General features: G+C 69.4%; 18 protein-coding genes. 9 read left to right on the plus strand and 9 right to left on the minus strand.

Going from position 1 to position 21,190, the window contains the following annotated elements:
• The first annotated feature begins 1,570 nt into the window (after positions 1–1,570).
• The 6 genes from ACIBVQ_RS26170 to ACIBVQ_RS26195 are packed head-to-tail and all read left to right on the plus strand — an operon-like array spanning position 1,571 to position 7,946.
• Positions 1,571–3,265 carry an ABC transporter substrate-binding protein gene (locus ACIBVQ_RS26170; protein ID WP_399180604.1) on the plus strand — a complete coding sequence of 565 codons (1,695 nt, stop codon included), beginning with the start codon at positions 1,571–1,573 and terminating at the stop codon, positions 3,263–3,265.
• The gene (locus ACIBVQ_RS26175; RefSeq protein ID WP_399180606.1) at positions 3,252–4,181 is read left to right on the plus strand and encodes an ABC transporter permease; all 930 of its coding nucleotides are present in this window, start codon (positions 3,252–3,254) and stop codon (positions 4,179–4,181) included. The genes ACIBVQ_RS26170 and ACIBVQ_RS26175 overlap by 14 nt, the downstream gene beginning before the upstream one ends.
• The gene (locus tag ACIBVQ_RS26180; protein ID WP_362917408.1) at positions 4,178–5,164 is read left to right on the plus strand and encodes an ABC transporter permease; all 987 of its coding nucleotides are present in this window, start codon (positions 4,178–4,180) and stop codon (positions 5,162–5,164) included. Before ACIBVQ_RS26175 ends, ACIBVQ_RS26180 begins: the two co-directional genes overlap by 4 nt.
• Entirely contained in the window at positions 5,157–6,191 is a 1,035-nt protein-coding gene (locus ACIBVQ_RS26185) for an ABC transporter ATP-binding protein (protein ID WP_362917410.1), read from the plus strand. Before ACIBVQ_RS26180 ends, ACIBVQ_RS26185 begins: the two co-directional genes overlap by 8 nt.
• Positions 6,188–7,087: an ATP-binding cassette domain-containing protein gene (locus ACIBVQ_RS26190; RefSeq protein ID WP_399180609.1), complete on the plus strand. Its 900-nt coding sequence runs from the start codon at positions 6,188–6,190 to the stop codon at positions 7,085–7,087. Before ACIBVQ_RS26185 ends, ACIBVQ_RS26190 begins: the two co-directional genes overlap by 4 nt.
• Positions 7,088–7,097: 10 nt before the next feature.
• A complete protein-coding gene (locus ACIBVQ_RS26195) occupies positions 7,098–7,946 on the plus strand; it encodes an alpha/beta fold hydrolase (RefSeq protein WP_352012888.1) in 849 nt (282 codons plus the stop codon).
• On the opposite strand, the gene ACIBVQ_RS26200 is transcribed toward ACIBVQ_RS26195, so the two are convergent.
• Together ACIBVQ_RS26200 and ACIBVQ_RS26205 are read right to left on the minus strand one after the other, a co-directional pair.
• Positions 7,933–8,895, minus strand: coding sequence for a LysR substrate-binding domain-containing protein (locus ACIBVQ_RS26200; RefSeq protein ID WP_362782421.1), 963 nt, complete (start codon positions 8,893–8,895; stop codon positions 7,933–7,935). The genes ACIBVQ_RS26195 and ACIBVQ_RS26200 overlap by 14 nt on opposite strands.
• A 247-nt stretch (positions 8,896–9,142) precedes the next feature.
• Entirely contained in the window at positions 9,143–9,877 is a 735-nt protein-coding gene (locus tag ACIBVQ_RS26205) for a LysR family substrate-binding domain-containing protein (RefSeq protein ID WP_399180611.1), read from the minus strand.
• Between the two features lie 55 nt (positions 9,878–9,932).
• On the opposite strand from ACIBVQ_RS26205, the gene ACIBVQ_RS26210 reads away from it, so the two are divergent.
• Positions 9,933–10,307 carry a DUF5997 family protein gene (locus ACIBVQ_RS26210; protein ID WP_352012891.1) on the plus strand — a complete coding sequence of 125 codons (375 nt, stop codon included), beginning with the start codon at positions 9,933–9,935 and terminating at the stop codon, positions 10,305–10,307.
• A 21-nt stretch (positions 10,308–10,328) separates the two neighbouring features.
• On the opposite strand, the gene ACIBVQ_RS26215 is transcribed toward ACIBVQ_RS26210, so the two are convergent.
• The 3 genes from ACIBVQ_RS26215 to ACIBVQ_RS26225 form a co-directional block, all read right to left on the minus strand.
• A complete protein-coding gene (locus tag ACIBVQ_RS26215; protein ID WP_399180613.1) occupies positions 10,329–10,784 on the minus strand; it encodes a hypothetical protein in 456 nt (151 codons plus the stop codon).
• Positions 10,785–11,003: 219 nt separating this feature from the next.
• Positions 11,004–12,080 carry a ParB/Srx family N-terminal domain-containing protein gene (locus ACIBVQ_RS26220; protein ID WP_352012893.1) on the minus strand — a complete coding sequence of 359 codons (1,077 nt, stop codon included), beginning with the start codon at positions 12,078–12,080 and terminating at the stop codon, positions 11,004–11,006.
• A gap of 182 nt (positions 12,081–12,262) precedes the next feature.
• Positions 12,263–12,826 (minus strand): hypothetical protein, encoded by a 564-nt coding sequence (locus ACIBVQ_RS26225; RefSeq protein ID WP_362917417.1) that lies wholly within the window; start codon positions 12,824–12,826, stop codon positions 12,263–12,265.
• Between the two features lie 223 nt (positions 12,827–13,049).
• Between ACIBVQ_RS26225 and ACIBVQ_RS26230 the strand changes: the two genes are divergently transcribed.
• Together ACIBVQ_RS26230 and ACIBVQ_RS26235 are read left to right on the plus strand one after the other, a co-directional pair.
• Complete coding sequence (locus tag ACIBVQ_RS26230) at positions 13,050–13,742, plus strand: DUF6461 domain-containing protein (RefSeq protein ID WP_399180615.1); 693 nt, start codon at positions 13,050–13,052, stop codon at positions 13,740–13,742.
• Positions 13,743–14,054: 312 nt separating this feature from the next.
• Positions 14,055–15,671, plus strand: a complete 1,617-nt coding sequence (locus ACIBVQ_RS26235) for an RICIN domain-containing protein (RefSeq protein WP_352012896.1) — start codon at positions 14,055–14,057, stop codon at positions 15,669–15,671.
• Positions 15,672–15,818: 147 nt separating this feature from the next.
• Here the strand turns inward: ACIBVQ_RS26235 and ACIBVQ_RS26240 are convergent, their stop codons facing one another.
• The 4 genes from ACIBVQ_RS26240 to ACIBVQ_RS26255 form a co-directional block, all read right to left on the minus strand.
• Complete coding sequence (locus ACIBVQ_RS26240) at positions 15,819–16,256, minus strand: nuclear transport factor 2 family protein (RefSeq protein WP_399180617.1); 438 nt, start codon at positions 16,254–16,256, stop codon at positions 15,819–15,821.
• A gap of 307 nt (positions 16,257–16,563) precedes the next feature.
• On the minus strand, positions 16,564–17,292 hold the full coding sequence (locus ACIBVQ_RS26245) for a dienelactone hydrolase family protein (RefSeq protein ID WP_399180619.1): 729 nt from the start codon (positions 17,290–17,292) through the stop codon (positions 16,564–16,566).
• Positions 17,293–17,437: 145 nt separating this feature from the next.
• Complete coding sequence (locus ACIBVQ_RS26250; protein WP_399180621.1) at positions 17,438–20,287, minus strand: ABC transporter permease; 2,850 nt, start codon at positions 20,285–20,287, stop codon at positions 17,438–17,440.
• Positions 20,284–21,045, minus strand: coding sequence for an ABC transporter ATP-binding protein (locus ACIBVQ_RS26255; RefSeq protein WP_399180623.1), 762 nt, complete (start codon positions 21,043–21,045; stop codon positions 20,284–20,286). Before ACIBVQ_RS26255 ends, ACIBVQ_RS26250 begins: the two co-directional genes overlap by 4 nt.
• Positions 21,046–21,190: the final 145 nt, after the last annotated feature.

The raw sequence follows: 21,190 nt of genomic DNA on the forward strand, positions 1-21,190 counted from the left end.
GCTCCCTCATCTACACGTCGAATGAGCGGCCCGCGAATCGACATGGCCTCGGGGAAATCTCTCACCGTGACGTGGCTGATCTTTCTGGTCCGCGTTTCACCCGCCGAAGTGACCCCTGCGCGATGGCCGCGGTGATTGAGCCCCGGTTTTCGGGGTGGGAATCCGCGAGCACAGCAGGATGCGCATCACGACAGCGGGGCGGCCAGGAGCGACGTGAGGGTGGCCGAAGGCGACGCGGGGTGGCCAAGAGCGACGAAGGGACGGCCAAGGGCGATGCGTGGGAGTGGTCGGAGATGAGGCGCGGGCCGGGTGGTGTGGGGATGGCCAGGAACGACGAGAGGGCAATTAGGAATGACACGAGGATGGCGGGGGTGCATCGGATGGTATGGGTAGCCAGAGTGAGGTGCAGATGCGCCGGGTGGTGCAGGGGTGGACAGAAGCGACGCAGGGGTGACCAGGGGTGATGTGGGGGCGGTTGGGAGTGAGGCGCGGCGCGCCGGGCGGTGTGAGGGTAGCCAGGGGCGACGAGGGGACGGCCAGGGGCGATTGGTCAGAGACGAGGCGTGGGCCGGGTGGTGTGGGGATGGCCAGGAGCGACGAGAAGGCGGTCAGGAATGACATGAGGATGACCAGGGGCGCCGTGGAAGTTGCCAAGGGCGATGTGAGGGGTGAACAGGAGGGACGCGGAGGCGATCAGGGGCGATGCGGGAGTGGCTGAGGGCGAGGCGCAGACGCGCAAGGTGGTGTGAGGGTGGCTAGGAGCGATGAAGGGATGGTCAGAGACGAGGCGCGGGCCGGGTGGTGTGGGGACGGCCAGGAGCGGCGCGAGGACGATCAGGGGCGACGTGGAAGTGGCCAGGGGTGACGTGACGGTGTGTCGGGTGGCGCGGGAGTAGCCCGGGGATGAGGCGCGGGCCGGGTGGTGTGAAGGCGGTTGGGAACGGCGCCAGGGTGTGCCGGGTGGTGGGGCTTGGGTCGTTGGGCTGCTTGTCCGGGGTAGTTGATTTTGAAGTTCTGGTTAAAGTTCTGCGGTTTCATTGGCTGCTGTTCCGCTTGGTGAAGACGGTGTCGCCGCTCCTGGTGGTCCTGTGCACGGCCTGTACGTGCCTGTGGTCACTTCACGGCAGGCCTGGATTTAAATGCGGTTTTCGCCATATTGGGGCATAGTTCACTATCTGCGGTATTTAACCGCCTTATCCGGCTAATGAACGTGTCATGGGGATGAGAACGGCATGACAGAAGCCTGACAACGGTATGAAAACAGCCCAAATATCGCTACGATCAGGCGCGGTTCCATGGACCGGTGCAGGGGGCCGATGCGCGGAGGAGGGGATCCCGCCCGCGGGTGTGCGTCGTGATCTTCCAGCCACCCGGAGAGGGGGGTATCGTGGGTGTCACACGCGCAGGTCTCCGCGATCTATCAGATTTTCTTAAAGATCCCGTGTAGAACTCCTCGATGGACGGGCGCTCTCGCCCGCCAACAGACTCCCTTCCTGAGATCCAGCAGCGGACCCGAACGATTGGGACCGCCTCACAGGAAGCGCGATCTATGGCGAATCGATCCCGGAGAGTGGCGCCCGTAGGGCTCGCGCTCGTCCTGGCCCTCGTGACGGCGGGCTGCAACGCGAACTCGCAGTCCAGCTCGCAGTCCACCGGGCCGACGAAGGACAAGAACGCGACGGCGCTTGAGTCCGTGCCGAAGGGCCAGACTCTGCACTACCTCTCGCGGCGCGCGAACGAGTCCTTCGAGACAGCCAACGCGCAGATGGTGCCGACCAGCCGGTTGCGGTGGGTGCACCGCGGGCTGACGTCGTGGCAGACGTTCCCGGACAAGGACACGGTCCTCGTGCCGGACCTCGCCACCGACACCGGTACGACGGACGACGGCGGCAAGACGTGGACCTTCACGCTGAAGGAGGGCCTGAAGTTCTCCGACGGCAGCCCGATCACCGCGCAGGACGTGAAGTACGGCATCGAGCGGTCGTTCGCGCCGATGTTCCAGGGCGGCCTCGGTTACCACAAGACGCTGCTGGTCGGCGGCGCCGACTACGACGGCCCGTACGACGGCAAGAAGCTCGACTCCATCGAGGTCGTCGACGACCGCAAGATCGTCTTCCGTCTGGCGCGCCCGTTCGGCAACTGGCCGTGGATCGTCAGCATGCCGGCCTTCGCGCCGGTGCCCGCCGCGGCCGACACCAAGCCGGAGACGTACGGCGAGCGCCCGGTCGCCAGCGGCCCGTACCAGGTGACGAGCTTCCGCAAGGGCTCGCAGGCCGTACTGGAACGCAACCCGAACTGGAAGGCCGACACCGACCAGGTACGGCTCGCCGGTCCGGACAAGATCGTCCTCGACATGGGCCTGAACAACGACACGATCGTGCAGCGCCTCATCGACGACAAGGGCGCGGACAAGAACGCGATCAGCAACGCGCTCATCTCGCCGTCGCAGTTCCAGCGGATCGAGTCCGACCCGTCGATCTCCAACCGTATGGCCAACAGCCCGTCGGGCTACTTCCGCTACCTCGCCATGAACGTCAAGCGCCCGAGCCTCTCCGACGTCCGCGTCCGGAAGGCGATCAACTACGCGATCAACAAGGCCGAGCTGCAGAGCGTGTACGGCGGTCCGAAGTTCGGCGGCCAGATCACCTCGACCATCATGACGCCCGGTATCCCCGGCCGCACCGAGTACAACCTGTACGACGGCGGCGAAACCGGCAACGTCGACAAGGCGAAGGAGCTGCTCACCGAGGCCGGGGTCTCCGACCTGAAGCTCACGCTCACCTACCCGACCGACGTGAGCGCGATCGAGGAGAAGGAGGCCCAGAGCATCAAGAACTCGCTGGCGCGGATCGGCGTCAAGGTCGAGCTCAAGGGCCTCGACGGAGACACCTGGTTCGAGCTCATCTCTTCCGACGACGGCGACTACGACATGACGACGAACGGCTGGGGAGCGGACTTCCCGAGCGGCATGAGCACCATCCAGCCGCTGTTCGCGTCGAGTGAGATCGGCGACGGCGGCGGCAACGCCTCCAAGTACTCCAACCCCAAGGTGGACGCCGCGATCGACGCCGCCGTCGCGGAGCCGGACCTCGGCAAGGCCGCCACGATGTGGGCCGCGATCGACAAGCAGATCATGGAGGACGCCCCGATCGTGCCGATCCTCGTGCAGCGCACGCAGGCCCTGGCCGGTTCGAAGATCATGAACTACTTCATCCCCGCCTACCCACCGTTCGCGAACGAGTTGGTCGTCGGTGTCGGTGGCTGAGATCCGGCAGGCGGAGGGCCGGGGCACGCCGGCCCTCCGCCGCTTCCTCAGGAAGCGGTCCGGCGTCGCCGGCCTGGTCATGCTGGTCGTGCCGCTCGTCGCGGGACTCTGCGCCCCGCTGCTCGTGTGGATCGAGGGACAGGACCCGAGCACCCTGCACACCGACCTGCTCGACCCGGACGGCGGCCGTCCGCTGGGCGCCTTCGGCGGCGTCAGCGCCGACCACTGGTTCGGCGTCGTCCCGGTGACGGGTGTCGACCTGTTCGCCCAGATCGTCTACGGCATCCGCTCGTCGCTGTTCATCGCGTTCGGGGCGAGCATCCTGTCGATCGCCTTCGCCGCCGTCCTCGGTACGGCGATCGGCTACTTCGGCGGCTGGTTCGGCGCCGTCGCCGGGCGGCTGATCGACTTCATGTTCGGCTTCCCCGGCCTGATGTTCGTCATCGCGATCATGGCGATCGTGCCCGAGGAGATGCCTCGGGGCCTGGTCCTCGTGCTGGTGCTGGCCTTCTTCGGCTGGACCGTCCCGGCCCGGATCATCGGCGCCCAGGCCGGAGCCGTCAACGCCCGCGCCTTCGTCGAGGCGGCGCGCGCGACCGGGGCCCCGCCCTGGCAGATCATCCGCCGCGAGATGCTGCCGCACCTCTTCGGCCTGGTCGTCGTCCTGTTCGCGATGTCGCTGCCCGGCAACGTCAGCGTCGTCGCGGGGCTGTCGTTCCTCGGCGTCGGTCTGCGTGGTGACGTCCCCGACCTGGGCAAACTGCTCTCGGACTCGCTGCCGTGGATCTACAGCGGCGCGGACGTCTGGTACATGCTCTTCCCGGGAGCCGTGGTGTTCCTGATCGTGTTCGGCGCCACGCTCGCCGGTGACGCGCTCCGCGACGTCCTCGATGTGCGCACGGAGGATGCCGCATGATCGTCTACATAGCCCGCCGCATGGTCACCGCGGTGTTCATGCTCCTCTCGATCGCCTTCGTGACGATCTGTCTCTTCTTCGGGGCCTCGAAGGACCCGGCCCGCTCCATGTGCGGCAAGCCGTGCCCGCCCGAGACCCGGGCCAAGGTCAGCGCCTACATGCAGACCGACCAGAGCGTGCTGTGGCAGTACACCGAGTTCGTGAAGGGCCTCTTCGCCGGCCGTACGTACGGCCAGGGCGCCCAGCAGGTGCACTGTCCAGCGCCCTGCTTCGGCTACTCGTTCCCGAACCGCAGCGACGTCACGACGCTCATCGCCGAGCGGCTGCCCGTCACGTTGTCGCTCGCGCTCGGCGCGGCCGTCCTGTGCCTCGTCGTGGGCATCGGCCTCGGCGCGTTGTCGGCGATACGCAAGGGCGGGGTCGTCGACCGGTTCTCGACCGGTTTCGCGATGTTCGGGCTGTCGGTGCCGACCTTCCTCGTCGGTCTGCTCGTCCTCCAGGTCTTCGGTTTCATGCTCAACGCGCTGCCGTACTCCGGCTTCGTGTCGTTCTCGGAGTCGCCGGCGGACTGGGCCTGGCACCTGATCGGCCCGTGGATGGTGCTGTCGTTCATCCTCGCCGCCGGATACATCCGGGTCACCCGTACCCAGCTCCTCAACGAGCTCTCGGCCGACCACCTCGTCGCGATGACCGCGCGCGGCGCGTCGAACCGGCAGGTGAACCGGCACGCCGTCCGCGGTGTGATGGTGCCGGTCGCGGCGATGTTCGCGCTCGACGTCACCGCGCTGCTGGGCGGCTCGGTGATCGCGGAGAAGGTGTTCAGCCTGCACGGGCTCGGCGACCTGCTGTTGTCCGGCGTGAACGAGTCCGACCTGAGCATCGTCGTCGGGGTGACGCTCTTCTCCGCCTTCCTCATCATCGTCGGCAACCTGATCGCCGATCTGCTGATGCCGCTTCTCGATCCGAGGATCCGCCGTGTCTGACCCCGTACTCCAGATCGAGGACCTGTGTGTCTCGTTCACCAGCGGCGGCGTCACCGCCGACGTGGTCCGGGATCTCTCCGTGAGCCTGGACGGCGGACGCACCCTCGCCGTGGTCGGCGAGTCGGGTTCGGGCAAGACGATCACCGGCCGGGCGATCATGCGGCTGCTGCCGCGCGGGGCGAGCGCCAGGGGCCGGATCGTCGTCGCGGGCCGGGAGATGCTCTCCGCCGACGAGCGCGAACTGCGCCGGGCCCGGGGCCGCGAGGTCGCCATGGTGTTCCAGGACTCTATGTCCGCGCTCAGCCCGTACCTCGACATCGGCGCGCACATCGCCCAGGCGCTCCGCCTGCACGACGCGTCGGTCACCCGCCGCGCCGCGCGGGCCCGTGCGGTCGAGATGCTCGACCGGGTCGGCATCCCCGAGCCCGCGGACGCCGTACGCCGCTTCCCGCACGAGTTCTCCGGCGGCATGCGGCAGCGCGCGGTGATCGCGATGGCCCTGGTGAACCGGCCCGCGCTCCTCATCGCCGACGAACCGACCACCGCGCTCGACGTGACGGTGCAGGCGCAGATCCTGGCCCTGCTCCGCGAACTCCAGCAGGAGTACGGCATGGCGATGCTCCTGATCAGCCACGACTTCGGGGTGGTGGGGAGCGCGGCGGACGAGGTCCTGGTGCTCTACGCAGGCCGCCAGGCCGAGTACGGCAGCCTCCGCGACATCTTCCACCGGCCCGCCCACCCGTACACCGCCGGTCTCCGCGCGGCCACGCCGCGACTGGACGCCCGGCTCGAAACCGGAGGGCGGCGGACCCGGCTGCGCGCCATCCCCGGCGCGCCCACGTCGCTGCGCGACGCCGGACCGGGTTGCGCCTTCGCGCCGCGCTGCGGCCTCGCCGACCAGGTCGGCGAACGCTGCCTCGTCGAGGCGCCGCTGCCCACCGCCCGCCCGACCAGCGAGGTCGGCGGGCTGCACCTCGCGGCCTGCCACCTCGATCGTCTCCCCGCACCGCAGGAGGTCGCCCGGTGAGCGAGCCGATCCTGGAGATGACCGACGTCAGCAAGCGCTACCGCACATTCGGTGGCTTCGGCCGCGGGCGCGGGGGTTTCCTCGCCGTCGACGGCGTCTCGCTCCACGTCGAGCGAGGCGAGGCGCTCGGCCTGGTCGGCGAGTCCGGCTCGGGCAAGTCCACACTGGCGCGGATGGCCAACGGCCTGGTGGTGCCGACGTCCGGCACCGTCCGTACGGGCGGGCAGGACCTCGCCCGCCTCGGCAGGCGAGGACTACGGCGGCTGCGGCGCAACGTCGCCATGGTCTTCCAGGACCCGTTGGCGTCGCTGAACCCGCGGCAGACCGTACGGCAGACGCTGGAGAACGTCTTCCACGCGCACGGCGAGACGACGTCGACCGCCGAGCTGGTCACACTGCTGGAGTCGGTCGGCCTCGGCGCCGACTACCTGGGGCGTTTCCCGCACGAGGCGTCCGGCGGGCAGCTCCAGCGCGTCGCCGTGGCCCGCGCGCTGGCCCTCAAACCGGATCTGATCATCGCGGACGAGCCGACCTCGGCGCTCGACGTGTCGGTGCGCGCCCAGATCCTCAACCTGCTGGCCGACCTGCAGCGCGACCAGGGGATCTCGTTCCTCCACGTCAGCCACGACCTGGCGGTGATCCGGCTCTACAGCGACCGCGTCGCCGTCATGCAGCGTGGCCGTATCGTCGAGACCGGTCCTTCCGACGAGATCTTCCGCTCCCCGCGGCACCCCTGCACGCGCGCGCTGGTCGAGGCGACACCGGAGGCGGAGCCGCCCCCCTGGCCTGCGGGAGCGTTGCGCGACGCCGACGAGGCGTGCCACGATCACGACCATGTCTCACCAAACGATCACCCTGTTGTGAGCCGGCCGGAGGCCGGCGCCACAGAGCACTGAATGAGGACACGTGGGAACCGACCTGTTCGTCCGAGAGTACGGGCGGGACGCAGCAGATGCGCCCGCCATTCTCATCCTGCACGGCGCCGTGGAGTCCGGCGCCTGTTACGGTGACGCCGTCGACCGCTGGGGAGGCGACTACCACATCGTGGCGCCTGACGCCCGGGGCCACGGGAAGTCACCCGGCCGCCTGCCCGAACACGAGGGTGTTCCGTCGACCGACGTGATGGTGCAGGACGCGATCGACATCCTCAAGGACATGCTCGACGAGACCGGGCGCAGGACGCTCGTCGTCGGGCACTCCATGGGTGCGCGGATCGCCGCCTTCGTCGCCGCCGACGCCCCGCACCTCGTGGCCGGCGTCGTGCTTGAGGACCCGCCGTGGTGGGTGCCCGAGGCAGGTCCCAACCCGTGGCTCAGCGTCGAGCAGACCATCAAGGACCCCTTCGACTACGCCGACACGGCGTCGGTCGAGGAACTCGTGGAGATACAGCGCGAGCTCTATCCCCACTGGGCGGAGCAGGAGCTGCGTCCGCTCGCCGAGGCGATGAAGGCCGTCGACACCGACTACATGGAGCAGCGGCTCCACGAGAAGCGCCGGATCTGGACGCCGACCGCGCGGCAGATCACGGTCGGTCCGGCGGGCGTGCCCGCGCTGCTCGTCACCGGTACCGGCGACGTCATCGTCGACAAGCACTCCCGTGAGCGTCTCACGGCCGTCGCGCCCGGCTTCGACGTCGTCGTGATCGAGGGAGCCCACCACTGTGTGCGCCGCGACAAGCCGGACGAGTACCACCGGCACGTCGACGCCTTCCTCCGCGAGAACGCGCCACCGGCCGGAGCCGTCACTCGACACTGAAGGTGTCGGACCGCGCGAGCGGGCCGTAGATCTCCGCGTCCGGCGAGGCGACGGCGGCTCGCATCGCCTCAAGCCCCGCGCGTACGACGGGATGACCCTGGTTGTCGCGTCGCGTCGTCATGATCACCTTGCGCAGCGGCGCGACGCCGCGCGTCGGCAGGATCGCCACCCAGTCGGCGTCGCGGGCGGAGAGCGCGGACTCCGGCGCCAGGCAGATTCCCGCCTCGGCGGCGACCAGCGCCAGCGCGGCGCGGTAGTCGTCCGAGACATGGGTGATCGACGGGTGGAAGCCGAGTTCGGCGCACGCCTGCAACACCATCGTGCGGCACGGGTTACCGGGTGACGGCATGATCCAGTTCTCCTCGGCGAGCTGGGTGAGCCCGACGCCCTCCTCCCCGGCCAGCGGGTGCGTGTGGGGGAGAACGACCTTGAACCGCTCGATGTAGAGCGGGAACTTCACGATGTCGGGGGAGTCGCGCTCGGGGCTGGACTCGTACTCCATGGTCACGGTCACGTCGATGTCGCCGCGCATCAGCATCCGGTGGCTCATGTGGGCCTCCGCGTCGACGACCGTGACGTCGACGCCCGGTGCCTGACGGCGCAGTTCGACGATGGCGGGCGCAACCAACCAGCTGATCGCCGTGGGGAAGGCGCCGATCCTGAGCTGCCCCAGGACACCGCCCGCGTGCGCGGCCAGGTCGGCCTCGGCGATCTTCAGCCGGGAGCTGATCTCCTCGGCGTGCTCGGCGAGGATGCGCCCGGCCGGGGTGAGCGCCAGCTTGCGCCCCGCGCGTACGACGAGCACGTGACCGACCTCGCGTTCGAGCGCCGCGAGCTGCTGCGACACCGCGGACGGCGTCAGGTGCAGCGCCGCCGCGGTCGCGGTGACCGAGTCGGACAGCACGAAGGCGCGGAGGATGAGGAGACGGCGGGGATCGATCGTGGGCACGCGGGCTCCGTCGCGAGTCGGCCGGGCGTCCGTCGCGGTAGGAGCGTCCGCGAGGCGGGACCGGGGAACCCCGATGCTAGCGGGCGCCTCAGGACGTGAAACGTCCCGGCCTGGGCTTTTCGCCGCCCACAAGGGCCCGGTCCTTGATCGCTGACCCTGCCGGGGCGCTCCTCTCGCGTCGGCGTGGGCGACCACGACGGGCACGGTCGGGAGGCGCCGCCGGGACCGATCGACGCACCGGGCTCCGTTACCGGCGGTGGCCCTTCTTCTTACGACCGGCCGGTACGGCCCGGCGGCCGGAGCCGTTCTGCGCGGGTTTCTGCGCCTGCCGCTGTGCCGGTTTCTTCGCCGAGGAGGCAGGGGCTTCGGGGGTACGGCCTCGCGAACTGTTCACCGTACGGCCGCGGACGATGCCGATGAAGTCCTCCACCAGGTCGGTGGTCGCGTCCGTGGGCCAGCTCAGCGCGACCTGGGACTGCGGCGCGTCCGACACCGGCCGGTAGGTGAGGTCCTTGCGGTGGTGGAGGCGCGCCAGCGACAGCGGTACGGGGAGAATCCCGGTGCCGCTCGCCACCAGCTCGACCGCCTCCGCCGTCGTGGCAGGGCGGGTGAAAGCGGGCTGCCCGGGTCGGACCGCCCACTCGATGGTGTCGTCAAGAGGGTGGAACACCTCGTCGTCGGCGAGATCGGCGACGGTCACCTCGTCGGCGGCGGTCACCACGTGCCCCTTGGGCACCATGACCACCGTGTCCTCCACATAGATAGGAATCACGCTGAGCCCGTCCCGGTCGATCGGCAGCCGGACGAACCCGGCGTCGGCGCCGCCGCTCCGCAGGAGTTCCACCACCTCGGCGGCGGGAACCGCGACCAGAGTGAGCGGCACCCCGGGCATTCTCTCGTTCCAGATGTTGACCCATTTCGCGGGTGTCACCCCGGGCACGTACGCCAGTCGGAACACCCTGCCGGTCTCTCCATCGGTCACTTCCCCAGGGTATCGATGTCAGGAGAACCCGTTCCGGCTGGCTACTCTTGACGCCATGACCTCGCCCAAACCGAAGACCACCCAGACGATGAAGCCTTCGACGGCGGCCAAGAAGCTGGGTGTCCCCCTCTCGGCCACTCCCGCCGAGTTCCAGGCGAGTGTCGTCTCCAGGGACGAGCTGAACGAGCTGCAGTCGACGCCTCCCGCCTGGCTCGTCGACCTGCGCCGCAACGGCCCGCACACCAAGCAGGTCATCGCCGCGAAGCTCAAGGTCTCCGTCGCCGGTCTGCTCAGGAACGGGATCACCGAACCGCTCACCACCGCCGAGATCGACGCGCTGAAGGCGGAGAACCCGGAGTGGCTGGAGCGCGAGCAGGCCCTCCAGGTCAAGGTTCGCAAAGAGGCGCTCCGCCTCAAGCAACAGGGCTAGACAGCTGAGATCCGGGGACGGTCAGGTGTCGTATGAACCGTCCCAGGGTTCGTAGAAGCCGAGGGTGTCCGGGTAGAGCTCGGCGTGTTCCGTGCCTTCGAAGGTCTCGATGACAAGGCCGAACAGCACGTCGTCGACCTCGTGCCGGAAGGGCCGGATGGCGATGTCGCCGTAACGGTGGCCGGGGAGGGCGTCGAGCCACCGCGTCAGCAGGTTCTTGGCGGTTTCGACGGCTGTCCGGTGGTTCTCGTCGGTGCCGGTGCGTTCGACGCGGGAGCCGAGGTGGTGGCCTGAGGCGTCGAAGGTGTGCAGGACGGCGTGCCAACGCTTGTGGGCGGGCCAGTCGTCGGTGACGGTGTAGCCGTTCGGGAAGGCGGCGACGACGGAGCCGAGGAACTGCCCACCGTCCCAGTGGCCGATCGTGTCGGTGTGATAGCCGGGTTCGTGGGCGATGGGGATGACCTCGGGGACCGTCATGCGCCGAAGAGTAGCCGCCGGGTACGACAACACGGCGCCCGCCCGATCCGGCCACGGCGCGGGGATCTCCGGGACGCCGCGGTGACGAGCGAACGGATCGCCGCGCCCCACCTGGCCGTTCGCGTCCTGCGAGCGGGTGAGAACCGACCCCTGGCCGAGACACCGGCCGGGCCGTCGAGCACGGTCGCCCGGCGGCCCGGCCGTACGGTCCCGGAGGTCTCAGCCCAGGCCGTGCGCGCGCTTGTACTCCAGGGTGTAGGCCAGCTTTCCTGGCTTGGCGTCGGAGTACGGCTTGCTCAGCTTGTCGAACTCGCCCTTGTTGGCGGCCTTGCCGTTGTTCCACTGGGCCAGCGCGCCCAGCTGGGCGGCGGTGAGGCCGTTGTCGACGACGGTGCCCTTGGGCAGCGCGGTGATCGCCTCGGTCAGCGCCTTGACGGTGGCCAGGTAGCTGCCGTGGTCGTTCTGGTTCCAGCCGGCCAGGTCGATCGGCTTGGCGTCGCGGACCCAGCTGCCCCAGTAGAACTCCTGGAACGGCAGCCCGTTCTGCTCGTAGCCGATGTCACGGCCGAAGTAGAGCAGGCTGCGGTACTTGTCGTCGGTGAAGTTGGCCAGGCCCACGCCGGTCGGCAGCTTGTTCACGGTGACCGGCTTGCCGTTGGGGCCGCGCAGCCACACCCACTTCCGCGCCTGCATCTCGTTCCAGAACCTCTGCCGGGTGAAGGTGCTCAGGTTGGCCTGCACCCGCAGCCGTACGTGCAGGTCGGCGCCGCCGTCAGGGGTCTCGAAGAAGGAGGTGAGCGTGTGGTGCCCGTCGGTGAGGAACGGCTCGCCATGGGGGCCGATGACGACGGTCTTCATGGCGGCGACGCTGTCCGGCGTCTCCGCGCCGACCGGGATCTGACACGTGAACGAGGACGGGTCGTCCAGGCGCGCGCCGGGCGAAACGGACGCCGCCTCCTCCCGGCCGTCGGCCTCGCACCAGTCGTCGAACTTCTTGTTGATCGCGTCCTTGCCGAGGGTGTAGCGGCCGAGCTTGTAGTACACCTCGTCGTAACCGAGCGACGGCTGGGTCGGGTGCACATCGCCGATGCGGACGTCGAGCAGGTCACCGGGCTTGGCGCACAGGTACTTCGCGAACGGCGTGTCGCGGTTGTCGTGCTCGCAGAAGGACGGCCGGGTGCCCGGCGCACCGGGTGCGGCCAGAGCGGATGGCGCCAGGGCGGCGCCGGAGCCGACGGTGACGGCGACGGCTGCCCCAAGTGCCGAGGCCAGGCGGTACGGAGAACTGAAGCGCATAACACGTGCTCCTCGTCGGCATTGCGTCTATCGACGGTGAGGGTGCCGGTAACCAACCAACGTACGAGTGCATGTTCATGACATCCAGGGGAACCGGCGGCGAACTTCGTGTTCTTCTTCGGGGAACGAAGGAGGTGCGGACTTTCACCGGCCGACGTCGACGGCTCCCGGACGGCCGGATCTCAGAAGGCGCTCACCGGGTGGTCCGGCTTGAGCGGCCGCCCGGTCCCGGGGTCCAGGACGATCACCTGCCCGCCCCAGGGCGCCCGGTCGTCACCCGGCCTGTCGTCCAGGCGCACGTGTGAGGGATCGACCCAGGTCACAGTGGGCAGGCCGTCGGAGTGTTCGGAGCTGAAGCGCTCGACCAGGGGCCACTCACGCGTCAGCAGGCCGTCGTTCCTGCGAACCACGAGCGCCCAGTCGGGGATGATCCAGTCGTCGTACAGGACACGCACCTCCAGCCCGCTGCCGGTCGGGCCGGGGATCCGGGCGTACACCTGCCAGCTGTTCACGTAGGTGACCAGCCCCACCGTCGCCCAGATCATCCCGAGCGCGACGGCGGGGCCGCGGGGCCCTCCGCCGAAAACGAGCGCTCCGGCGAGGACGACCAGGCTCACGGCCAGGGTCCCCAGCAGGACCGGCCGGTCGAGAACCGTGTAGTGCCCGAGGGCACCGACCAGGGCGCCCACCACCGCGAGGACCGCCAGAACGAAGAAAGCACCGGCGACCCGTGTGCGTAGACTCATGGCGGCACGCTATGGAGCGGGACTTGTGATCCACTGGAAAGCGAGCCCGAGCGCGACCCGGACGGCGGTGTGGACGACCGGGTGACGAATCCCGTTGTGGTGCCCGCTCCCACGGTGACTGTCGGGGATGTCTGATTGGGTCGCCTCAGGAACGAGTGCCGAACGGGCGGGAACGGGAATGCGGCGATCAGAGCGTCTTTGGCATCTTGTCCGGTCCTACCGCATGGGCGAATGGTTCATGGCGGCCTGGGTCGAGGGGCTGGAGGTGTGGGAGGCGGCACGACGCCTGGGGGTTTCGGTCGCCGACGTGGATGACGCGGTTGAGTGCGTCTGGGCGGACGCCGTACGCGGGAGGCCCGCCGACGGTGACGCGGGGGTTGTCTGGGCCGGTCGGCTGACGGCGGACTGGACGCAGATCATCCAGGTGCGGGGGTTCGACTGCGATCGGGCGCTACGGGAGCTTTCGTACGGCGGGCGGGCGCTGCGGATGAGCTGGAACATCAACGGGCCACGTGATCTCGATTACGCGGTCAACGGTGACCACGTGACGGGCTTCGGCGTCACCGTTCCCGGAGAGCGGTGGGGACGCGATCCGCAGGCGCTCGACTCCTACGCGCGGGGACTGCAGTTCGACCTGAACGACACCGGCTGGACGAGCGATCCGGAGCTGCCGGCGGGGTGGCTGGAGTACTGCGCGTGGGAGGAGGCCCGCCTGGAGAGCGGGCAGGAGGACTACGAGGACGACATTCCCGACGGGTGGCAGGACTTCATCTCGCTCGCTCTCAACGGGTACAGCCCGCCCATGGCCACCTGCCTCACATCAGCTCTGGCGCTCGTCGGCAGGGTGACGGGCCGGGAGATCGACCGGGAGTGGATGGACGGGGCCCACACCCGCTACGTGATCCGCGAGCGGTGAGACCGCCGAGGGGAACGATCCGGCTCGGTGGAGGCAGCCGCGGCCGGTCGGCGGTACCGGGTCACCGGGTGCGGCTGTTGGGGGCGGTGGGCGTCACCGCACGACGATCGGGCGCACGGCGGGGACGCCAAAACTCCGGATATCCGAAGCAAAGATCCGAGCTCCGCCGGCCTTCACCACCGCGGCACGCGCCGACAGCCGACACCCAGCCCTGAATGATCATTTCAAGTCGTGTTCCTGAGCCGTTCAGTCCGGCGCCTCCCTGGACTTCTAGCCTGCGCGAGCACGTTGAATACTCTGATCAGGAGCGTCATGCACGTCCTCCCCCGGCTTCGCGCCGGTGCCGTCATGCTCGCGGCGGCCACCGCCGTCTTCGGCACGATGGTCATCTCACCTTCACCCGCCGCCGCGGCCAGATCCCCCGAGCAGATCGCTCGCGACTGCCTCAACGTCACCTACCGGCAGGCGGGTGACCTCGTGTACGAGGTGCCCGAGTGCAGGCTCACCTACAAGAGTTCCCAGCAGGTGCTCGGTGAGGCGGAGATCCCCGACGCGATCGGCGACTCCAACAAGCCTCGTCCGGTCGCCCGTTCCTGCGGGGCCGCGGGCGGCAGCGTCGGGGTCGCGGGAATGAAGAGCTCGTCGACCTCCTTCTCCTTCGGGCTCGACATCGGCGGGAAGAAGAAGTTCGGCGACTGGGAGGCGTCCGTCGGGCCGAAGCTCGGCTGGTCATGGAGCTGGAGCACCAGCGACACCTACACCAACACCGCGAACGTGCCCGGCTGGGGCGTCGCGTGGATCACCGTACGCCGGCCGCTCATCAAGGCCGTCGTGGACATCGCCGCCGACTACGACGACGGCAACGGCATGCAGTACGGCAAGAACCTCACCGTGTACGTGCCCGACAAGAGCCGCTCCTACGACTGGGCGCTGAACTCGCGGCCGATGAGCGACTGGGAGATCTCCAAGTACTGCGGCAGCGGCGGGGGCGGGGACAGCGGCTACACCGAGTCGACCTCGTTTGAGTCGTCCTATGGGGACTTCCGTCTGTGGCTGCCGAGCCAGTACCGGCTGTTCAACGCGCACAGCGGCAAGTGCATGGTGGTCAAGGACGACAGCAAGACGGCGGGGGCGAGGATCGTGCAGCGCGACTGCCCGACCGGGACGTCCTCGGCGTTGCGCTGGACCCGGGTCAAGCAGGCCGACGGGTCGTTCCTGCAGAAGAACGACGCCTCCGGCAAGTGCGCGGACGTCACCGGCGATGAGATGGCCGACTGGCTCAGCCTCGACCAGCAGAACTGCACGCCGTCGGCGCCGCAGCAGAACTGGGCGGTGATGCGGGTGACGGTGAAGATTCCGCCGCACTACGACGCGCAGCCTGCGTTCTATCTCTACAACCGCAAGAGCGGTAAGTGCATGGCGCTCGACCACAACAACCTGCTGAGCAACGACGCGCCGCTGCAGCAGTACGACTGCGGCAGCCTGCCCAAGCCGAAGCCCACCGGGGCGTACGACCTGTGGTCGGTGAACACGACCGCCTACAAGAACGTGCTGAGCGGCAAGTGCCTCGACCGCGGTTCGACGATTTCCGGCGGCGGCATGGTCGTGCAGCGCTCGTGCAACGGCAAGTCGTCGCAGAAGTGGACCGCCGCCCCGCGCAACGGCGGATGGTTCAACATCAAGAACGCCAACGGCTACTGCCTGACCGCGCCGTACAACAACGGCACCCCGCCCGGGGAGAACACGCAGCTCATGTGGTGGGGCTGCGAGACCCGCTGGGACTCGGCCAACCAGTACTGGTCGGTCAACCCGATGCCGGGCGGGCGCTACACCTTCTCCAACCAGTGGACGAAGCTCTGCCTGGCCCCGCATTCCAGCGATGTGACCAAGGACGGTGGCCGGGTGGCCCTGCGCCGCTGCGTCTCCTGATCCGATGACCGGCTGGTGCGCCTGTCCGCGCTCGATCGTCGACCCCTGAAAGGGGGGACGGAGAAGGCGAGGGCGCACCAGCAGGGTCCGGCGGAGCCACCCGGCGCGCCCACCGGCATGCCGCCGGATGCCGAAAGGGGAGGCGGATCACGCCCTCGGCAGATCCCGGGCAGGCAAGACCACCGAGCTGTTGGCGTGGTCGTGACGCTCTGGAGGCGGGTTCCAAGGCGCGTAAAGAGGGGTGAGGTCGACGAATATTCGGTAGTCGGAGATGAGGCCGTTGTCGTGGGTGCGCCAGATCGACACGGCCACGACGCTCGCCTCCCTGCCGTCGAGGCGTTGGTAGGTCACCTCGGTCTCGGCGATGACGTCGGCGTCGACCTGCCAGCTTCTGACGATCCGGTGTCGCAGGCCGCCGATGGTGGAGAAGAACGCCCGCAGCCCGGCGACGATGGCCGTACGGCCCACCAGCGGTTCGGCGTTGCCGAACACGAACCTGGCGTCCTCGGTCAGCAGCCGCACGAACTCCTCGGGGTCGAAGGAGTCCACCGCCTGGAAAACGCGTCGCACCACGTCGTCGGTCATACCCTCCCTTTCCCACACGGCTGTGATCACTGGTGAGGACGATACGGGGCGAGGAAGGACGCACAACTATCCACAGGGTGGGGATCATGTCGCCGATGGACGCGCCGAAACGGGCGCCCCGGCTCACCGGAACGGGCGCCCTGACTAACCCGAACGGACACCCCTCCCCGCCCGAACGGGTGTCCTCGCTCTGTCGGAGCAGGGACGTGCCGGGTGTCCCGGCCTGGCCGTACCGGACGCGCACGTGGTTCGGCGTACCGGTGCGCGCCGGCCGGAAGCGAGGGTCCGGCCGGCGCGTCCTGGCAGGTCAGGTCAGATGCCGGGCGAGGAACCTCAGGGCGCTGTCCACCTCGAACGACGGCACGTCCCCGTGCGCGCCGGGGTTGACGTGCAGTGTCTTCTGGGGGGAGGCCAGTGCGTCGAACAGGGCCAGGCCCTGGTCACGCGGCACCAGCCGGTCGTCCCACTGCATCAGGAACCGCACCGGTACGGTGACCCGCGCGGCCTCTTCGGCCAGGCCGTACACGCCGAGCAGGCCCAGCACCGCGGCGCGGATCCTGGGCTCCGCGGCGACGAGGGGGATGCCGAGCCCGCAGCCCATCGACACGCCGCAGTAGCCCACCGGGCCGGCGCCGACCCGGTCGAGACGCTGGACCTCGGTGAGGACCGCCCGCCAGTCCGCGACGGACCGACCGGCCAGGTGGCCGTGCATGCCGGCGACCGCGACGCCCGGGTTCTCGCCGGAGGCCATACCGGCCCGCATCTCGGCCACGACGCGGCCGAACTCCTCGTCCTTGGGGCGGTCGCCGTGGTTGGGCGCGTCGATCGCGACGACCGCGAAGCCCTCGGCGGCGTAGCGGCGAGCCTGGGACACGATGGCGGGAGCCGTTTTGTGCTGCCCGCCGCCGTGGCCCAGCAGGATCAGCGGCCGCGTGCCGGGGGTGTCATCCGGCGTCCACAGCACGCCGGGGATCTCGTCGAGGGTGAAGAACTGCTCGGTGACGCCGTCCGACGACGTCTGGGAGGTGAAGCGCATCAGCGTTTCGGACCTTTCGGGATGCCTTGTGCGGGCGCTCCCTAGGCCATGCGAAGGAGGGAGCCCCGGCCTGTCACAGCGTTGATCGGACTCACCTCCTCGAATTCGCAATAATGCACGGCGCCGCCGAAGGTATCACAGTGGTTCAGATGAGAAGGCCGGAGTGGGACGGCCGGAGCGCTTCGGCGGAGACGGCGCGTCCCGCCCGGACGGCGAGCAGGGCCGCGGCCAGGGCTGACAGCGCCAGCACCACGAGGAAGGCGACCGGCACCGTGAGGTCCGTGAGGTCCGTGAAGCCGAGGCCGCGAGCCGTGGCGGTCCGCGGCGCCAGGACCTGCCACACGCTCAGCACGCCCAGCCCGGCGCCCAGCACGGTGCCCTGGACGCCGACGAACGACACCTCGACGAGGAGGGCGTTCCTGAGCGCGCCGGGCCTGAACCCGATGGTCCGCAGCATCGCGAACTGCCCACGTCGTTCGCGGACGCCGCGGACCAGCACGACGGCCAGCCCGGCCATGCCGACCAGCAGCCCCAGACCGATGGAACCCCGCAGGGTCTGAACGAACGCCCCCGTCTTCGCCGACTCGGCGGCGACGTCCGCGGCGAAGGAGTGGGCGTCGGCCCCGGCGGTCACGTAGTCGGTGTTCAGCGCCTCGACGAGGGCGTCCGCCGTCGTTCCGGGCGCGGCCGCGACGTACTGACGGCGCAGGGGCGGCACCTCGGTCAGGAGCGATCCGGCCTGTTTCTCCGAGACGTACAGCCCGGCCCCGACGAGCCGGTTCCAGTCGCTGAGGCCGACGACCTTCAGCTCGGTCGGACGGTTCGACCGGTCGACGAGCCGCACGCTGTCGCCGACTTCGAGGCCGACGTACTTCGGAACGATGACCGCGGAGGCGTCGGCGGCGACGTGGGCCCAGACCTCGGCGTCGGAGCCGAACTCCTGCGAACGCTCCGCCAGCCTCGGGGGGCGGTTGCCCGCGAGTTCGGGCGTGACGAGGGTGACGGTCCTGCGCAGCGGCCGGGGCGTGCCGGAGTCCCAGGCGTGCCGGTGGCCCTGCGCGGCCTCGTACCTGTCCAGGGCGGCTGAGGTGATCATGGCGTAGCCGTCGGTCAGCCTGATCGCCGACGCGACGTCGCTCCGCGCTCTCAACTGCTTCGTCGTCACCGGGGACAGACGGCTGCTGAACAGGACGACGTCGTAGCCCCCGCCCGCGCGGGCGACGTCGTTCGGCTCCTCCTGCCTGAGGACCGTGTTGAGGATCGCGGTGAAGGTCAGCGCGAAGGCGACGAGCGCGTACAAGGAGGTGAGCAACGCGGTCCTGACCGGTCGCGCCAGTACGGTCGTCAGACCGAGACGGGGCGCGACGAACCTCCGGGTGACCGCCAGGATCGGGGCGACCAGCCATCCGTCGAACACCGCGACGACGACCGACGACAACCCCACCAGGACGACGCCCCGCACGATGAGCAGCTTGAGGTCGACCTCCTCGAAGGTGCCGGTCAGGATGCCGAAGACGGTGCTCGCCCAGACGAGGGCCAGCCCGCAGCAGAGGGTCACGGCGACCTTGCGGCCCATCCTGTCGATCAGCAGCGGGAGGAAGCCGAGCACGAACACGATCGGCGCGGCGAACGCCGTGAACTGACGGTCCGACGTCAGCAGCCAGCCTGCCGCCGCCACGCAGGACAGCGACAGGCCGAGGACGATCCAGCGCCTTGACCCGCCGGAACCGTGTGGCGCGGCGTCCTGCATCGCGGCCATGATGTCGGCTCCGGTGGTCCTCAGGGTCGCGGCCAGCACGGTGAGCTGCGAGACGGCCAGCCCGATGAGCGCCCCCGACAGCAGGGCGGCGGGCTGGACGTCCAGGTGGAGCCGGAGGTTCTCGTCCACCCCGAACGAGCCGTGGCTCACGCGGACGACCAGGGCCGCGACGCACACCCCGGCCCCGAGTCCCAGGAGGGTGGCGGGCAGGCCGAGGACCAGCCCCTTCACGGCGAAGATCCTGCGGATGTGTCCCCTCCGCAGGCCGATGGCGCGCAGGGTCCCCAGCTCGGCCCTCCGCTCCGTCACGAACATGACGAAGAGGCTGATGACGAGGAGCACGGCCGCGGCGAAGGGAAAGCCACCGGCCATGCCGAACCGGTTCTTCGCCTCGTCGCCGATCCGGTTCGCCCGGTCCAGGGCAGGCGACTTCACGGAGACGACGGGGGTCCGGTCGCCGAGCGCCGCGACGATCCAGAGTTCCGCCTCGACGGTCCTGTCCGCCCCGCCGTACGTGCCGCCGACGTTCGAGACGGCGATCATGTCCCGGACGACGCCGGGCCGGTGGGGCAGCGCGTCGCTCAGTGTGCCCTTCGTGACGATGATCGGTGCGTATCCGGCGATTCCCCGCTCGCGGAGCACTCTGGCGACGCGCAGTTTGACGGTGGTCGGACCGGCGGTCAGTTCGAGGTCGTCTCCGGGGGTGAGGTCCAGGCTCCGGGCCAGACGTGTGTTGATCGCCACCTCGTCGCGTCCGAGCCTGGCGGGCAGCCGCGTCAGGCCTGAGGCGTCGAGGTCGTCGCCGAACGCGCGTGCCTCGGCGGGCTCCAGCTCCCAGAACCTTGTGCGGGGACGCGTCCTTCCGTGGCCGTCTGTGGCGGTGATCTCTCCTTCGCGCACCGCCATGACCGACTCGATCGGGCTGCGGTCCACCAGGCGCGACGCGTCCAGGGTACGGAGGTCGTCCTTGACGTTCTCGGACGTGACGAGCAGGTCCAGCGGCCCCAGGTGGGTCTCCGCCCGGACGCGGTAGGAGGTCCCGAAGGAGTCACCGACGACGAACGACCCGGTGATGAGGGCCGTCGCGAGCATCGAGCCGAAGACGACCAGGGCCGCCGCTCTCGGACGCCGCAGGACCTCACGCAGCCCGATCCTTCGGATGGCCGGGCGGAACACGAGGTCGAAGACGATCGGCGGGACGAGCAGCGCCAGGACGGCGACGGCGGCGTACGTCACGACTGCCTCCAGTCACCCCAGGTGACCGGGACCGTGGCGACACGGCCGTCGATCAGCTCGATCGTCCGGTTGGCGCACGTGGCGACCGTGTCGTCGTGGGTGACGATGACGATCGTCTGCCCGCCCTCGTTCAGTTCGGCGAACAGTTCGACGACGGCCGCGGCGGTCGAGGAGTCGAGGTTCCCGGTCGGCTCGTCGGCCCAGATCACGGCGGGGCCGCCGACCAGGGCGCGGGCGATGGCCACGCGCTGCCGCTGGCCTCCGGAGAGCTGGCCGGGCCGGTGTCTCGCCCGGTCGGTCAGGCCGACCCTCGCCAGCATGGCGTGGGCGCGTTCGCGTGCCTCGGCCGGTCTGACCGACGCCGCCAGGAGGGGGAGTTCGACGTTCTCCACCGCGTTGAGGACCGGGATCAGGTTGAAGCCCTGGAACACGAACCCCATGCGCCTGGCCCGGTGCTCCGTACGTCTCCGGTCGGAGAGCGCGTGGAGGTCGAGGCCGTCGACGATCACCGTGCCGGAGTCGACGGTGTCGATTCCGGACAGGCAGTTCATCAGCGTCGACTTCCCGGTGCCCGAAGGGCCGACGATGGCCACGAACTCACCGGCCTGGATTTCGAGGCTCACGCCCCTGAGCGCGGGCACCGACATCTCGCCGGACCGATACGTCTTGACGATGCCGTTCGCGCGGATCAGCGTCCGGCCGGTCTCGTCGGGCCGCGGGCCGGTGCCGTTCGCGCCGCCCCTGATCGTCGACCACACCTTGGACGCCGCGGGCCACCTTCGCCGATCACGTCTCGGAACCTGCGCGGAGCCCCTGCCGAGGGAGGCGGCATTCCTCGTCGCCGGTGATTTCGTGCGGTTATCGGTGGCCATTGATTCCTGTTTTCTTTGACTCGTGACTTTT

The sequence above is a fragment of the Streptosporangium sp. NPDC049376 genome (assembly GCF_044466505.1).
Classification (GTDB): Bacteria; Actinomycetota; Actinomycetes; order Streptosporangiales; family Streptosporangiaceae; genus Streptosporangium.